The organism is Candidatus Omnitrophota bacterium (assembly GCA_030650275.1).
Lineage (GTDB): Bacteria > Omnitrophota > Gorgyraeia > Zapsychrales > Fredricksoniimonadaceae > JACPXN01.
The window spans coordinates 162,977-178,662 of record JAUSEK010000023.1 but is presented as its reverse complement, the minus strand read 5'-3'; the positions used below and the strand labels follow the sequence as shown (position 1 = coordinate 178,662).

Below are 15,686 nucleotides of genomic sequence, written 5' to 3'. Positions count from 1 at the left end.
CTTATTTGACGTGCCCGAAAATGAGGTTCTCGTCTTCGGTGATCGGCCCGAGGGCCTCTCCGGTGATGAATTGTTTCACCACCGGGTGCTGGGTGTTCCTGATATCTTCCGGTTTCCCGTCGGCGATGACCTGGCCGCGGTAGAGCATGGCGATCGAATCGGCAACATGGTACGCCGAGTTCATGTCATGGGTGACAACGATGGAGGTCACTTTTAACTTGTCGTGCAATTCAACGATCAGGTGGTTGATCGCCGCCGCGGTGATGGGGTCCACTTCGCTGGTCGGCTCGTCGTACAAAATGATCTGCGGCTCCATACACATCACGCGGGCCAGGCTGACGCGTTTGAGCATGCCGCCGGAAAGCTGCGAGGGCATCATGTCCTCGACATCTTTAAGGCCCACGAGGGCCAGCGCGTCGCGTACGCGGTCGCGCACGGTTTTCCGGTCGAGGTTCATGAATTCGTCAAGGACAAAAGCGACGTTTTCGCCCACGTTCATGGAATCAAAAAGCGCCCCGCCCTGGAACACCATACCCATCTCCATCCTCAATTTATTATAATCGCGGTCGTTCAAATTGGTGACCTCAACGCCGTTGACCTTGACGGAACCGCTGTCGGGCCGCGCCAGGCCGATGATGCTTTTCAGGAGAACGCTTTTGCCCACTCCCGAACGGCCGATGATGACCTTGGTCTCGCCCCGGCGGATGGTCAAACTCAAATTGTTGAGGACCATCTGGGAACCGAACGCTTTATAAAGGTTATGGATCTCGATCATCAGACCTTTAATAAAAAGTAAAAAATAAACGTGATGACGCAGTCGGTCATGATGATGAGGATGAACGACCGCACCACGGCCGTGGTCGTGGCCTTGCCCACACCTTCGGCCCCACCCCTGACCGTAAGTCCCTGATGGCACCCGATGATAGCAATGATCATGCCGAAAAAGACGGTCTTGACCAGGCCCGTCACGATGTCCTTCATGGTCAGCGCGTGAAAGACCATCCTCCAGAACATTTCATGGCTGATGTGCAGCTTGAACACGCAAATGACGTAGCCGCCCCAGATGCCGATGATATCGGCGAACATGGTCAATGCCGGCAGCATGATGAGAAGCCCCACAAAACGCGGGACGACCAAATACTTGACCGGGTTGACCGCGAACGCTTTCAGGGCGTCCACCTGCTCGGTGACGACCATGGAACCGATCTCGGCCGCGATCCCCGCGCCGATCCTGCCGGCGACGATGAGCGCGGTCAACACCGGGGCGAGTTCACGCGTCAAGGACACGGCAATGATGTTGGGGATATAAATTTCCGCCGACAACTGCACCATCTGATAGGCCATCTGCAGGGCAATGATCATCCCGACAAAAAACGCGACCAGTGCCGCTATGACAAAACTGCCCGGACCGATGCGCACCGCCTGGGCCAAAGAACGCATTCCTTTAAAAGGCGGGGTCACGGCACACGTCATGGTCTGTGCCCACAAAATGAACAATTGCCCCAAATAACGCGTCCAATTGAGGGCGAAGGAACCGGATCTGGCGGCGATGTCCATCATGCGCGGTATTTTACACCTTAATGGCGTTCTGGTCTTCGAAACTCAGGGCGTCCCCCTTGCGGACAACCTGCACCTTGCTGCCTTCCTTGAACCGGCCGGCGATGATTTCCTCCGACAAAGTGTCCTCGATGTAACGCTGGATCGTGCGTTTTAAAGGCCTGGCCCCGTAGAGGGGGTCATAACCTTTCTCGATGAGAAAGCCCATCGCCTCCTGCGTCAGGTTCACCTCGATCCCGCGGTCTTTGAGCCGGTCGGTCAGATGCTTGATCTCCAGCCCCACAATGACCTGCAGATGCTCCTTGGTCAAGGCCTTGAAAACGATGATGTCATCAATACGGTTGAGGAATTCCGGCCTAAAGGCCTTTTTGACCTCGCCCAGCAGGCGCTCGCGCATCGCCTGATAGGACGCGTCCTCCTTTTGCGCCACGAACCCCAGGGAACCGGCATTGCGCACCAGTTCGGCGCCCACGTTGGAGGTCATAATGATGACGGTGTTGCGAAAATCCACCGTGCGTCCCAGGCTGTCGGTCAAACGACCATCCTCAAAAACCTGCAGCAACAGGTTGAAAACGTCCGGGTGGGCTTTTTCGATCTCGTCGAGAAGGACGACCGAATACGGACGGCGGCGCACCTTTTCGGTCAACTGGCCGCCCTCTTCGTAGCCGACATAACCCGGCGGCGCGCCGATCAGGCGCGAAACATTGTATTTGTCCATATATTCGGACATGTCGATCTGGATGAGCGCCTTCTCGTCGCCGAATATGAACTCCGAAAGGATGCGCGCCAAAAGCGTCTTGCCGACACCCGTGGGCCCCAGAAAAATAAAGGAACCGATGGGCCGGCGCGGGTTCTTGATCCCGGCGCGGGAACGGCGCACGGCGCGGGCAATGGCCGAGATGGCCTCTTCCTGACCGATGATCGACTTTGTCATCTGCTCTTCCATCTTCAAAAGCCGTTCGCTTTCCTTCTGCTCAAGGCGGATGAGCGGGATCTTCGTCCACTGCGAAATGATCCTGGCGATGTCATCATCGGTGATGGTCAACAGCGCGTTATCGCGCTTTTGCATCCACTCGGCGCGCTTGCGCTCCAATTGGTCGCGCACGTCGCGCTCCTGGTCGCGCATTTTGGCTGCGCGTTCAAAATCCTGGCTCTTGATGAACGACTCTTTTTCTTTCTTTAACTGCTCAATACTTTCTTCAAGTTCCTTGATGCCGTCCGGGACGACCATGGCGTTGAGGCGCGCGCGGGCCCCGGCCTCGTCCAGGATGTCCACGGCCTTGTCCGGCAAAAAACGGTTGGAAATGTAGCGGTCCGAAAGCCGCGCGGCCGCCTCCAATGCCTCGTCGGAATACTTCACCCGGTGATGCGCCTCATATCGGTCGCGCAGGCCCTTTAAAATTTGTATTGTTTCATCCACCGACGGAGGATCAACGATGATGGTCTGGAACCTGCGTTCCAGGGCCGCGTCCTTTTCAATGTGCTTGCGGTACTCATCCAGGGTGGTGGCGCCGATGCACTGGATCTCGCCGCGGGCCAGGGCCGGTTTGAGGATATTGGCGGCGTCAATGGCCCCCTCGGCCGCGCCCGCCCCGACGAGCGTATGGAGCTCGTCGATAAAAAGGACGATCTTCCCTGAACGTTTCAGTTCGTCCATGACCGCCTTGATGCGTTCTTCGAACTGGCCGCGGTACTTGGTGCCCGCGATCATCATGGCCAGGTCCAGCACCACGATGGTCTTGTCCCGCAGGATCTCGGGCACGTCGCCGGCCACGATCTGCTGGGCCAGGCCCTCGACGATGGCGGTCTTGCCGATGCCCGCCTCGCCCAACAGCACGGGGTTGTTCTTGGTGCGCCTTGAAAGGATCTGGATGACGCGTTCGATCTCGCTCTTGCGGCCGATGACCGGGTCCAGCTTTCCCTCGCGGGCGAATTTGTTCAAATTGCGGCCGTAGGCGTCGATGGCCGGCGTCTTTCCCGTCTTGACCGGTTCCTGCTGGCCGTAACCGGGGATCCCGGAACCCAATAATTCCATGACCTCATTGCGCAATTTGCCCAGGTCCAGACCCAAATTCAACAGCACGCGGTAGGCCATGCCTTCGCCTTCCTTGACCAGGCCCAGCAAGAGATGCTCGGTGCCGATATAATTGTGCCCCAGGGCGCGCGCTTCCTCGGCGGAAAGTTCCAGCGCCTTCTTGGAGCGCGGGGTGAAGGGAATGTCCCCCATCACCTGGGTGGGCGGGCCGGCCTGGACGAGTTTTTCCACTTCCAGACGGATGGTCTCCAGGTCCAGCCCCAGTTTCTGCAGCACCGCCGCGGCAACGCCCTCGCCCTCGCGGATCAGCCCCAGCAAAAGGTGTTCGGTGCCGATATAATCATGGTTAAAACGCCGTGCTTCTTCCTTGGCGAACACGATGACTTTGCGCGCCCGCTCCGTGAACCTGTTAAACATCCCTGCCTCCTAACTTCTGGCGGATGACCTCCGCCCGTTTGGTATCGCGTTCGAACGCGTTGAGTTTTTTACCCTCGATCTTCTGCAGATGCGCAGGTTGGATAATAATGAACAATTCGTTGAGGGCCTTATGGTCGACGTGCTTGAGGATGTCCATGTCAATGCCGAAACGCACCATGGAAAAAAGTTCAATGGCCTCCTGGCTTGAGATGATGCGCGCGGTCTTCAAAAGCCCCCACGACCGGCAGATCTTATCCTCCAGCATGGGACGGTTCTGCAATAAAAGGGCCTGGCGCGCCTGCTCTTCCTGCTCGACGACCTGGCGGATGAGCCCATTGATGTTCTGGATGATGTCCATTTCGCTGTGGCCCAGCGCGACCTGGTTGGAGATCTGATAAAAATTGCCGCTGGCCTGCGTGCCCTCGCCGTAAAAACCGCGGCTGGCGAAACTCAATTTTGAAATGGCGGCCAGGACCTTGTTGATCTGCTTGGTCGTCACCAAAGCCGGCAAATGCATCATCACCGACCCGCGCATGCCCGTGCCCGTATTCGTCGGGCAGGCGGTCAGGTATCCCCAATTGTTCATGAACGCGTAAGGCAATTCTTTGGAAAGCGCGTCGTCAATGGCGTTGATGATGCCCCACGCGTCGGTCAGGCTCAAGCCCGAACGCATCACCTGGATGCGCAGGTGGTCCTCCTCATTGATCATGACGGACACCACTTCCTCGGCGGAAACCAGAAGACCCTTGCCCTCGGGATTGGAGGCGTGCTCGTGGCTCATCAAATGCCGCTCAACGAGCATCTGGCGGTCCACCTGGTCAAGGTCGCTCATGCGAAAAAGCGACGAGCCCTTCAAAAGGTCGATATGCCCCACGGCTTTTTCGACCAAAGCCAGCGCCGCGTCCAGGTCCTTTTTCCCTGACTTGTTGGGAAACGGCACCTTGGCCAGGTTACGGGCCAGACGGATGCGTGAACTCATGACGATGTTCGCGTGGGGCCCCGAGCCCTTAAGCCATTCGCCGGTATGGTTGAGCAGTTCTTCGATCTTCATAATTTTCTACGGCCGTTCCCGTTCCATGGTCCGTAGCTTGTCGCGCAGCATCGCGGCTTTTTCAAAATCCTCGTCCTGTATGGCCGCCTGCATTTTTTTCTTGATATCCTCGATGGTCTCTGACACCAAAAATCCCGCGGTGGCCGGTATTTCCGTACCACCGGGCGCGCCCTGCGCCTGGCCGGAAAAAGGCGTTTTGCCCAGATGACGGTTGGAGCCGTGGATCTTGCGCAAAAGCCCGGCCAGATGGTCCTTGAACGAAACGTAACAGTCCCCGCATCCCAGACGGCCGAACTTACGGAAATCTTCATAATTCAGGCCGCAGGTCGCGCATTGAAGAGTGCTTTTCTCCTCGGGCTTGGCCGAACCTTTTGTACCCGATTCAGAAAGGCCCGCCAGCAGGTCCGCCAGGCCGAACTGCTGTTCCATCTGGGTGCTTTTCTGGCGCGCGCACTCCTCGCACAAATGCATCTCCGACATCTGTTCGTCGACGATCTCGGTCAAATGCACCGTGGCTTTCTTTTTACCGCAAATATTACACTGCATATCGGATGCCGTCTTTTTTTGTCAATGCCTTGAACGCCTTGAGCAATTGACCGGTCATGGGTCCGGGCTTACCGCTACCGATGGTGCGGCCGTCCACCTTCACCACCGGGATCAATTCCGCGGCGGTGCCGGTGAGGAAACATTCGTCGGCGCCGTACACCTCGTCCAGGGTGATCAAGCCCTCCGCAACCGGCAGCTTCGTCTTGCGCGCGATGTCCAGGATCGCCTGGCGGGTGATGCCCAAAAGACATCCCTGCGCCGGTGTCGCCAGGCGCCCGCCCTTGACGATGAAAATGTTGTCGCCCGTACATTCGCCCACGTGCCCATCGCCGTCGAGCATGATGGCCTCGGCATAACCCGCGTTGTTCGCCTCGATCTTGGCGAGGATATTGTTGAGATAATTGAGGGTTTTCAGCCGCGGATCGAGCGCGTCGCGGCGGTTCTTGACCGTCTTGACCGTGATGATGGCCATGCCTTTTTGATACAGCTCGGCCGGATACAGCGTGATCTTGCCGGCGATGATGATCACGTTGGGTCTGCCGGAACATTTGCGCGGGTCCAACCCCAAGTCCCCGTCGCCGCGGCTGACGATCAGGCGGATATATCCGTCCTTGATCTGATTGGCCTTCAGGGTCGCCACCACCGCGTTGGTCATTTCTTTCCTGGTCATGCGCGGGTCGAGCGAAAGCGCCTGCATGGTTTCGTACAAACGGTCAATGTGCTCCTTAAGACGGAACACCAGGCCGTCATAAGCGCGGATGCCCTCAAAAGCTCCGTCGCCGTAGAGAAAGCCGTGGTCGAACACGGAGATCCTGGCGTCCTCTTTGTTGACGAATTTGCCATTTAAATAAATCTTCATATCTTCTTTCCTACGCTGCACGGGCCGGGCATGCCCGGCCCCTACTCCACGGCGGCCGGGACCGCCTGGATACGGCCATCCTTGATGGCGACGATCCGGTGCGCGTGCCGGGCGATAAGATCGTCGTGCGTGACAATAACGACCGCCTGATGACGGCTGCGGTTCACATGAAGCAAAATGTCCATGACCATGGCCCCGCTTTTGGAATCCAGGTTTCCCGTTGGCTCGTCGCAAAAAATGACGTCGGGGCTGTTGAAAAGCGCCCGGCCGATGGCGACCCTTTGCTGTTCCCCGCCGGAGAGCTCGGAGGGACGATGCCCGGCCCGGGGGAAAAGCCCCAACTGCTCCAATAATTTTAACCCTTCGGCCTCAAGGGCGCCCGTCTTTCTTGAATTATTTTGCACCAGCCGCGGCAGGATCACGTTCTCCAGGGCCGTCAACTCGGGCAACAGATGATACGATTGAAAAACAAAACCCATGGCCGTATTGCGCGCCCGGGAACGCGCCTCGTCGGACATCGCGTACAGGTCCTGGCCTTTGAACAAAACCTGTCCTTGCGTGGGCTTGTCAAGGCCGCCCAAAATATGCAGAAGCGTTGATTTGCCGGCCCCTGAAGGGCCGACAACGACCACCATTTCCCCTGCCTCAACGGAAAATTCAACATCGCTTAAAACGCGCAGGGTCTGGCTTCCCTGCCCGTAGGACTTGTCAATGTCATGGGCGGTGATCAGCATATCAATACCGTAAGGCCTCCACCGGCTCCAGATCAGCCGCCTTCATCGCCGGATAAACTGTGGCCGCATAAGTGATCAGCATCGCCGCGGCGACAATGACCGCTACGTCGGAGGCCTGCACTAAAACCGGCAAATGGTCAATGTAATAAATGTCCTGTGGCAGGCGGATGAACTGGTATTTCTTCAAGAGCAAACTCAAGCCCACCCCGCCGGTAAAACCCCAAAACGTGCCCAGCATCCCCACGGCCAATCCCTGCCACATGAACAAACGGCCCACCGTGCCTTTAGAGGCGCCGATGGCCTTGAGGATGCCGATGTCCCTGACCTTGCCCGTTACGGTCACGATCAGGGTGCTGATGATATTGAACGATGCCACCAGGACGATGAGGATGAGGATGATGAACATCGCGAATTTCTCTAATTGCAGCGCCGCGAAGAAATTAGAATTGCTCTCCATCCACGTGCGCACGGAAAAACTGAATCCCGCCAGATCATAAATGTTCTTCTTGAGGGCCCCGGCGGCTTGCGGATCGCGCAACTTCAGCCCGATCCCGGTCACCGTATCCGGCCCGGTATGGAAGATCTCCTGGGCTTTGCGCAGATCCACCAGCACCAGGTTCATGTCGTAGTCATACATGCCCGACGTGAAAGTGCCGGCCACCTTAAAATGATACCGCCACGGGGCACCGGCCATGCCGGACGCCGGGGCGATGATGGTCATATCATCTCCGACGCGCAAACCATAAAACGACGCTATTTGACTGCCGATGACGGCTTCATCGGGCTTCAGGTCTTTGATGGCCCCCTGGGCCAGATATTGGTCGATCTTGGTCACGGAGCCCTCACTTTTGGGTTCCACCCCGCGCAGGATCAAACTCGCGGCCTTGCGGCCGCTTTCCAGAAATACATTGCCGTGGATGTACGGTGTGGCGGCCATGACCCCGGGCAAAACTTTCAGTTTGTCCTGCAGGGCCGCATATTGTTCAAGGCCGGTTTCGCGCTCCACCAGAACGTGGGCATTGGCGCCGATGATCTTTTCGCGCAGTTCATGATCAAAACCGCTCATGACCCCGATGACGACGATCAGCGCCGCCACGCCGATGGCGATGCCGGCAATGGCGACACCATTGATGACCGAAAGGAATTTGTCCTTCCTGGCCGTCAAATACCTGTAGGCCATCCAGCTCGCGAATCCCATAAATTATTGCTCCGGTTTCAACAATGGGAACAAGATCACATCACGGATCGACGGAGAATCCGTCAAGATCATGACGAGCCGGTCAATGCCGACCCCCAGGCCGCCCGCGGGCGGCATGCCGTATTCCAGGGCCGTAACAAAATCCTCGTCAATGACGCGGTTGCCTGTTTCATCGTCGTCCAGGTCCGCCTCCAGGCGACGGCGCTGTTCCTGCGGGTCATTGAGCTCGGAATAGGCGTTGCCCACTTCAAGCCCCGCGATGAAAAATTCAAAACGCTGGGCCACGGCCGGGTCATCCGGCTTGGCCTTGGCCAAGGGCGAGAGGAACGTAAAATAATCCAGCATAAAGACCGGGTTGGGCGTAGCTTTCTCGTCGAGGACCTCTTCCACGATCTTCATGACCGCCGAGCGGGTCAAACGGTCCACCTTCGCATGCCCCCCACGTTTGGCCCTGACCTTGTCCAGCATGACCTGGGCGCTGTCCTGGGGGTTGATGTCAAAACGCTCCTTGACCACCTGGGCGAAAGAACGGCGCGGCCACGGCGGCGTGAAATCAATGTCCTGCCCCTGATATTTGATCTTGTACGAACCATTGAGCGTCTTCACGATGGAAGCGATCATCTCCTCGGTCAATGTCATCATGTCCTCAAAATTCCCGTAGGCCTGATACACCTCCAGCATGGTGAATTCCGGATTATGCCGCGTTGAAATGCCTTCATTGCGGAAATTGCGGTTCATCTCGTACACTTTTTCCATGCCGCCCACCAGCAAACGCTTGAGATACAGTTCGGGCGCGATGCGAAGATAAACATCCATGTCCAAAGTATTGTGCCTGGACTTGAACGGCTTGCCGCGGGCCCCCCCGGCCATGGGCTGCAAGATCGGCGTTTCCACTTCCAGAAATCCCCGCCCGTCGAGAAAGCTGCGGATCAAGGACACGATACGGCTGCGTTTGATGAACACGTCGCGCACTTCGGGGTTGGCGATCAGGTCCACATAACGCTGGCGGTAGCGGATGTCCACGTCCTTCAAGCCATGCCATTTTTCCGGCAAACTCCGCAAGGACTTGGCCAGCACGTCATACTTCAAAACGCGGATGCTGTTCTGGCCGGTCTTGGTTGTGAATGTTTCCCCTTGAACGCCGATGATGTCGCCGATGTCCAGGGCTTTTAACAATTCCGCGGCTTCGAGGCTAAGATTGTCCGCCTTAACAAACAGTTGTATTTTTCCGCTTTGGTCGGTCAGGTCCATGAAATGGACCTTGCCCTGATCGCGGTGGGCTGTAATGCGCCCGGCCGTGATCACCTTCAGGCCTTCTTTAAAATCCTTAAGGATATCCGCCACCGCGTGGGAGCGTATGAAACGCTGGCCATAGGGGTCTAACCCCTTTTGCCGCAATGTTTTAAGTTTATTGATCCTCGTCTCGTCAGCCGCCATAAAAACCATCTTTCCATCTTAAATTATTTATAAGTAACTATGTTCTAAGATATTTTATTATATAGAAATACAACGGGAGTGTCAAAGGGGTTTTCAGCGCAAAGGAGAGATTTTCAGGGGTTACTGCTGACGGCTTTCACGGACACTGTTGATAATATCAACGGTCGTGACTTTTGTTTTAAGCGAACGCACATCCAGAGGCGATCCGTTGTTGCGCCTTGCGGGGGACAAATTAAACAAGGAGCCATCCTTGCGTTTGATCATGACCCGCCCTTCCCTGCGCGCTAAGTCAAGAATGGTGGCAAGTTTTTGACGAAATTGAGAATAGGTAAAAATTTTCATATGACAACCTCCATGGACACGTTAAAAAGCCCGGCCTTTTTCGATAAAACCTGATCCAACGTTAATAATGGCGCCTTGCGTTCAAGGCAGCACGCGATCATATACGCGTCATAGGCATACAGATCACCCTCAAAAGCTATTTCAAGGGACCTGACAGGGTCGACATCCACATATTGCAGCGGAATATCCATACAAATGCCCCAAACTTTCTTTGCTTCATTGAGCGTGATCCGTTTCTTCTTAAACATAACAGAAAGCGCGTTACCTATTTCCCATTTCATTGAAGCAGGGGTCAATAAAGCAACGCCTTTGGTCATCCGAACCAGCTTCAACTTCTCTGGTTCCCCCAAAGCAACGGCCAAAACAACCGAAGTATCAACGACGATCGAACGCATGACCCCTCCTGCCGTCCATTAATAATATACAATTGTACAATTAAAGATACCACGCGCATTGAAATGACGCAAGAAAAACCTTAAATCTATAAATTTCGCCTGCCTGTCTATGTGCAAGTAGAATTTCGTTTAGTAAATCCAAATGTGGATTAGGTATTAATTTCTCACCTAAAGGGCAGCGGCTTTGGAAGACACTGGAACAGGGTCGTTTGATCCCAAAAATGCAGGCAGGTCTTTGAGCGGACTGACGTTGATGATCACGGGCACGAAACCGGGGGAATCCTGTAATTGCTGGAGCATGGCGGGGTCGATGTTAAATTTGATCGCGCCGCCGCTATTTTTCACCGCAAAAGCGCTGTCCACCTTGTCGGCATTGAAATCAATACCGCCTGTGGATGTCTGCGGATGGTCGCCCCCGTTTTTCTCCGATAAATAAACACGCAACCTCAAAAGTGCGATCACTCGACGATCCATTTTACTATACTCTTCAAGACCATATCCAATAACTTGCACATTATCATGGGTCGGTAGATATTCCACCCGAACAATCTCTCTTTCCCCTCTCTGACTTTGTATATCCCAACGCAATTCATTCGGAGCAAATTTTATCCGGTAATATTTCTTTAATCTTTCGCGATAACCCTCCACCAACCTTACATTCTTTAAATCGAAATCTGTAAGGGTATTGAGTTTATCCCTCTTTAATAAATAATAATAATTGCCAATTTCCTCCTGCGAAAGAGGAAACTTGCCATTACTTTCTTTGATCAAGTAAGCAAACAGACCGATCACGCTTTTAGCCGCTTCTTCCTCGGTCATCCAATCCGGACCTCTTTCAGCGTATAACCTCACGGTTCTTTTAACGAAATATTTCACCAAATCCGGCTCAGAATCTAAGATACCCACTTCATCCGGGTCAAGAAAGGCGGTGTATTTACTGAGATATTTTATCCTTGGCTCGATCTCATTCTTGATAAACCTGCTGACAAGCCACCGCGCGTAAAAAGGAACCGGCTTTCTAAAATCATCCCCGAGGATCGAGCGTACTCTTGGAGGAAGCGTGTCTTTGTATTCTGAGTATATTTTAGTGGCCTCTTCCAGAAGCGCGGCCTTGATGTTCTCAAGCAATGCTTTCGGTAAATTCATCCGAAGTGCCGTCTTATCAAGGATATCCCAAGACATCGCCAGAACACTATTCTTGTCGGGAGCGTTGGTGTTCCCGCTTGCCTGCAGTGCAAGGCTGCCAAACGCCCCCTCCAATACCCTCACCGCCACCGTAGCGCCCGCGCCTCTCAAAAGAGTACGCCGCGTCACCTTCATCGCCGCGTCCGGCCCAGCCTGATCTGCGGCCGCCATCGCCCGGTCAAGGCTTGGGTTAAAATTGAGGTATTGCCTGAATAGATCTGCTGACGATTGCAAATAAGAACCATCCTGGATGACTCTGTCCATCCACAATTGACGAATTGCCGGATCATTCTGCACTTGCTGGTCCCCCCAGCCCCTATCCCAAAATAAACCCAATGCATCCCAATTACTGTTGATATACCCAAGGGCCTTGATATTGTTTTGTCTGATAAATGGCAAAAGAGTGTCGAACCATACTTTCTTTTCCTCCGTAGTCTTCCGACCCATCGGAGATGCCTCCGCGATCATAAAAGGTTTGTTGTGCCCTCTGGCCCACTGAGCTAACCGAGTCCCTTGTAAATCTTGTGAAGGATCCATACGGGTCATCGCGACCCAATCAACATATTCATCCCCCGGATACCAGTCCTGCGCAGATTTTTCTTGGCTCGGATAAACTGCAGAATGCCATACAAACGATACATTCGTTACCTTTTGCTGTCTCAATATGTCGACGATCTTTTGATAGGCCTTTATATATTCTTGCGGCTTATACTTATTGTCGGGCAAATCAAATTCATAGCCAATGCGCAAATACACCGGACGCCTTGTTTGCTTGATCCACTCCCCCAACTTTCGAATATTCGCATCGTATATACCGCTATTTACATTATTCAATTCATCCACCATGTACAAACCAAGTTGTAAGACGGTATTCGGATACAGATCAACCAGGTCCTGCGCATCTTGAATTCCGCCGCCGTAATCATCCAACGTGGTTAATCCCTCCAAATGTTTAATGGATGTATAGGACATAAACCCACCGGGCACTCCAACAGCGCGAACATAACCCTCAATGATGTCTCGCTGCTGCCCGACGAGCAAAAGCGTTTTATCATCCGGAGGAACAAAACGCGGAGATAAAACATTAACGAGCCCTGTTGAGAAATTAAACGGCGATCGATCGGTCAAAGAATTCAGTGGCGCCCAACGAGGAAATAAAATATTAAATTGTTGGTCAAATTCCGAAGGCAAAGAACCTGTCGTTAAATACTCACCGAGAAGCACCCATAACCCTTCGTTTAAAGCAATATCCCCTAACGCTGCAGAGTTATCGGTGGAGCCTATATAATTGATCTTATCCCGATCCCGGTTAACTGAAAAGAAGTGCGCGGATTCATTGATCCCCGGGAATTCTCCGACAATCCTTAGTATCGATCCCCCATTGGGATAAATAAAGAAATTAAAATGACCCACTTCCCGCGCTTGCCGCCCCGCCGATTTTATTACGCCCTGATTATGATTAAACCCCTCAAAAGTGAGATTGTATCGATTGCCATGGGTTTCAAAACCTGTAATAGATCGTACTTGGACCTGATCTGGTTTATCAGGTATAGGCGTCCTGCCAAAGCCTGCGAGTGATTGCCCAAGGGTGGCATTTGGTAATACCAGTCCAATACCTGCCGCAACCGACGAAGACAGAAAATTTCGTCTGGTCATCATCGCCCGGTCTTGGCTTAATTGGGCGCTGTCCACTTTATCAGATTTGAAGTCGATGCCACCGGGAGTTTCAAGATTAGCCAATGCGGCTTGATTAATCACGAACTGTCCATACGTCATAAGTTTTGATAATACCTCGTCAGCGATTCCCTGATCAATGAGGCCCAAATGCAAAGCTTCACGAATACCTTCACTGAAAAAAAGTACTTCTTTTTCGCTTGGGACAAGATAAATCAACTGATCCTTTCGAGAAACTCTGTCATGCTCATTCAAACGCCTCTCAGGCAGCACTTCATCTTGACGTTTATCAACAATAATATAAAAAGGGCCATATAATGCTGCCGCGACATTCGGATTCCCTTCATCTTCAACAGGCGCTAAAGGGCCAATGCTTCCCCGAGACAGATTCCCATCGATCATGATATTAAGCATTCCCCATTCATTCTGAAAGAAACCGTTGAGAGCAGAATATTTATTGATCCCGAACATGTTAAAATTCAATGTCCCATGAGCGCGCAGCCCATATCGTTTCGCAATGCGTAATACATCCTTTAACAGATTTTGGTCAATTGCAGGTTGCCAAGATACCCATTGTTCTGTGTGAAAACGAGACGCTCCAAACCGTTGGGAAAGAAAATTCCAAAGTTTCATAGCCGGAGCATTTCGGTTATGGCTTTCCATTTCCATTAACAATAATGCCAGCGAACGATATTTAGCTTTACTATGATTGGATAAACCATACTGATACCAATTATCATCCATATTCACAGTCCACTCTAGGAATTTTTCTCTTGTAGGTTTATTCATTGCATTGAGGCTATCCACTAGTCTTGGCAAATCAACAATTTGTTTGCTTTTTCCATCTCTGCCTAGCAAGAAGTCGGCAAATGCCATTTTAGCTTGATTAAACGATAGAATTCTTCGGCTAGCAGCTGCTGAATCAGCCCTACTGGTGATATTACTGAATATCGCACGGTCGGCTGGATTTAAATTTGTCTGAACAATAGCGGCATGATCGGAAACTACTTGCGGGAGCATGGCCTGATCTGTTGTTGTTTGAAGCATTGCCATGCCCCATTTAACACCACCCGAAAAATATTTCCTCGGGATAATCTGTTGGGTGATGGGATCTTGTTCTTCTTTGATGTAGTTGTAGACGCCTTTCTTGAAGGCGGTGAGGTATTGCTGGTAGATGGCTTCGACATCGTTGGGCGGGTTTCCCTGGGGTGCTTTCGCATTCAACCCTGGGTCGCTTGGCAGCGTGCTTGGGGACACGTTACTGGCACTGGCGGTGCCAGCAACATGTCCCCTGGTTGGCGTATCGTAACCAATGCCTAAAACTTTATTCCTATCGGAATAAACTTTATTGAGAATACTATCCTTGATCTTCTTCTTGTACCAGGTGGCAAGGATCAGAGAATTGTAGACCTGACGGAGTTGGGCGAAGTTCTTTCCTTCGTTGATTTCCTTGGTTAAGGCGGGGATGACGATCTCACGGATAATCTGGGAACCCAACGAATTAACATCCGTAGGGGTTCGATTCATCGAACCCTTATCGGGCGCAATAAATTGCGCCCCTACGGTATTTTTGGATAATGCCAAATAATCTTCTTCTAGCATCACCTTCAATCTGGATTCGACAACGTAAGCCGTTCCCGCCTGCGCGTTCTCGTACACTACGGCTTTCTCGGGTACGATCCATACCTTGTTGAATGTATTGACCGGGATGTTGGTTGTATGGTATCTCCTGGATGCTTCTTGGTAGATCCTGTTCCAGAAGGTCTTACCCAATTCATCCTCTGGATAGATCAGAGATGCGGTTATTTGCTTAAGCAGATAGTCCTGGGCCAGAAGATCCCTTCCCATCTCGGTTTGACCGAAAGATGTGGGGACGATACGGTCTTTCTCATAGGGAGAGAGGTTGACCCAGAGGTCTTTCTCTGGCACGGTCAGAGAGGCGAGGAAGTATTTGATGAGTTTGTTGGCTTCTTGTTTGAGTTGTTCTTGTTTGTCCCCCTCCCTGGCCCTCCCCACAAGGGGGAGGGAATCACCTTGATCAAGGATAAAATCAAAACGAAACGGATTATCGGAATGGACCTTGAGGCCTTTGAGGACTGGGGGGTTAAAGGCGGGGCTTAAGGATACGCGGACGCCGGGCTGAGGAAGCGAAATTTCCTGTGCGTGCAAAGCTGGGGTCATCGTTGCCGTAAAGGTAATAATGACCAAAGCGCAGGTTAAACGACGGAATACGGGGTATTTCATATACTACAAGTA

Annotated in this window: 12 protein-coding genes; all 12 read right to left on the bottom strand. The window is 52.9% G+C overall.

The genetic code is table 11. The features are described from left to right. Position 1: 1 nt before the first annotated feature. The gene (locus Q7K71_06775; protein ID MDO8675798.1) at positions 2-775 is read right to left on the bottom strand and encodes an ABC transporter ATP-binding protein; all 774 of its coding nucleotides are present in this window, start codon (positions 773-775) and stop codon (positions 2-4) included. Then, positions 775-1,560: an ABC transporter permease gene (locus Q7K71_06770; GenBank protein MDO8675797.1), complete on the bottom strand. Its 786-nt coding sequence runs from the start codon at positions 1,558-1,560 to the stop codon at positions 775-777. Before Q7K71_06770 ends, Q7K71_06775 begins: the two co-directional genes overlap by 1 nt. Positions 1,561-1,570: 10 nt before the next feature. Then, positions 1,571-4,009, bottom strand: coding sequence for an ATP-dependent Clp protease ATP-binding subunit (locus Q7K71_06765; protein MDO8675796.1), 2,439 nt, complete (start codon positions 4,007-4,009; stop codon positions 1,571-1,573). After that, entirely contained in the window at positions 4,002-5,060 is a 1,059-nt protein-coding gene (locus Q7K71_06760) for a protein arginine kinase (protein MDO8675795.1), read from the bottom strand. Before Q7K71_06760 ends, Q7K71_06765 begins: the two co-directional genes overlap by 8 nt. A gap of 6 nt (positions 5,061-5,066) precedes the next feature. Then, on the bottom strand, positions 5,067-5,606 hold the full coding sequence (locus Q7K71_06755) for a UvrB/UvrC motif-containing protein (GenBank protein ID MDO8675794.1): 540 nt from the start codon (positions 5,604-5,606) through the stop codon (positions 5,067-5,069). Further along, positions 5,596-6,465, bottom strand: coding sequence for a branched-chain-amino-acid transaminase (gene ilvE, locus Q7K71_06750; GenBank protein MDO8675793.1), 870 nt, complete (start codon positions 6,463-6,465; stop codon positions 5,596-5,598). The genes Q7K71_06755 and ilvE overlap by 11 nt, the downstream gene beginning before the upstream one ends. Before the next feature lie 41 nt (positions 6,466-6,506). Then, the gene (locus Q7K71_06745; protein ID MDO8675792.1) at positions 6,507-7,199 is read right to left on the bottom strand and encodes an ABC transporter ATP-binding protein; all 693 of its coding nucleotides are present in this window, start codon (positions 7,197-7,199) and stop codon (positions 6,507-6,509) included. 1 nt (position 7,200) lies between these two features. Then, the gene (locus Q7K71_06740; GenBank protein ID MDO8675791.1) at positions 7,201-8,397 is read right to left on the bottom strand and encodes an ABC transporter permease; all 1,197 of its coding nucleotides are present in this window, start codon (positions 8,395-8,397) and stop codon (positions 7,201-7,203) included. Between the two features lie 3 nt (positions 8,398-8,400). Further along, positions 8,401-9,843 carry a lysine--tRNA ligase gene (gene lysS, locus Q7K71_06735; protein ID MDO8675790.1) on the bottom strand — a complete coding sequence of 481 codons (1,443 nt, stop codon included), beginning with the start codon at positions 9,841-9,843 and terminating at the stop codon, positions 8,401-8,403. A 111-nt stretch (positions 9,844-9,954) separates the two neighbouring features. Beyond that, positions 9,955-10,176, bottom strand: coding sequence for a prevent-host-death protein (locus tag Q7K71_06730; GenBank protein ID MDO8675789.1), 222 nt, complete (start codon positions 10,174-10,176; stop codon positions 9,955-9,957). Next, on the bottom strand, positions 10,173-10,571 hold the full coding sequence (locus tag Q7K71_06725; GenBank protein MDO8675788.1) for a type II toxin-antitoxin system VapC family toxin: 399 nt from the start codon (positions 10,569-10,571) through the stop codon (positions 10,173-10,175). The genes Q7K71_06730 and Q7K71_06725 overlap by 4 nt, the downstream gene beginning before the upstream one ends. Before the next feature lie 168 nt (positions 10,572-10,739). After that, positions 10,740-15,674, bottom strand: a complete 4,935-nt coding sequence (locus Q7K71_06720) for a glycosyl hydrolase (protein ID MDO8675787.1) — start codon at positions 15,672-15,674, stop codon at positions 10,740-10,742. Positions 15,675-15,686: the final 12 nt, after the last annotated feature.

Coding starts and splice junctions, on each gene's coding strand:
- Q7K71_06775 (MDO8675798.1), bottom strand. CDS start 775: ATGATCGAGATCCATAACCTTTATAAAGCGTTCGGTTCCCAGATGGTC.
- Q7K71_06770 (MDO8675797.1), bottom strand. CDS start 1,560: ATGATGGACATCGCCGCCAGATCCGGTTCCTTCGCCCTCAATTGGACG.
- Q7K71_06765 (MDO8675796.1), bottom strand. CDS start 4,009: ATGTTTAACAGGTTCACGGAGCGGGCGCGCAAAGTCATCGTGTTCGCC.
- Q7K71_06760 (MDO8675795.1), bottom strand. CDS start 5,060: ATGAAGATCGAAGAACTGCTCAACCATACCGGCGAATGGCTTAAGGGC.
- Q7K71_06755 (MDO8675794.1), bottom strand. CDS start 5,606: ATGCAGTGTAATATTTGCGGTAAAAAGAAAGCCACGGTGCATTTGACC.
- ilvE (MDO8675793.1), bottom strand. CDS start 6,465: ATGAAGATTTATTTAAATGGCAAATTCGTCAACAAAGAGGACGCCAGG.
- Q7K71_06745 (MDO8675792.1), bottom strand. CDS start 7,199: ATGCTGATCACCGCCCATGACATTGACAAGTCCTACGGGCAGGGAAGC.
- Q7K71_06740 (MDO8675791.1), bottom strand. CDS start 8,397: ATGGGATTCGCGAGCTGGATGGCCTACAGGTATTTGACGGCCAGGAAG.
- lysS (MDO8675790.1), bottom strand. CDS start 9,843: ATGGTTTTTATGGCGGCTGACGAGACGAGGATCAATAAACTTAAAACA.
- Q7K71_06730 (MDO8675789.1), bottom strand. CDS start 10,176: ATGAAAATTTTTACCTATTCTCAATTTCGTCAAAAACTTGCCACCATT.
- Q7K71_06725 (MDO8675788.1), bottom strand. CDS start 10,571: ATGCGTTCGATCGTCGTTGATACTTCGGTTGTTTTGGCCGTTGCTTTG.
- Q7K71_06720 (MDO8675787.1), bottom strand. CDS start 15,674: ATGAAATACCCCGTATTCCGTCGTTTAACCTGCGCTTTGGTCATTATT.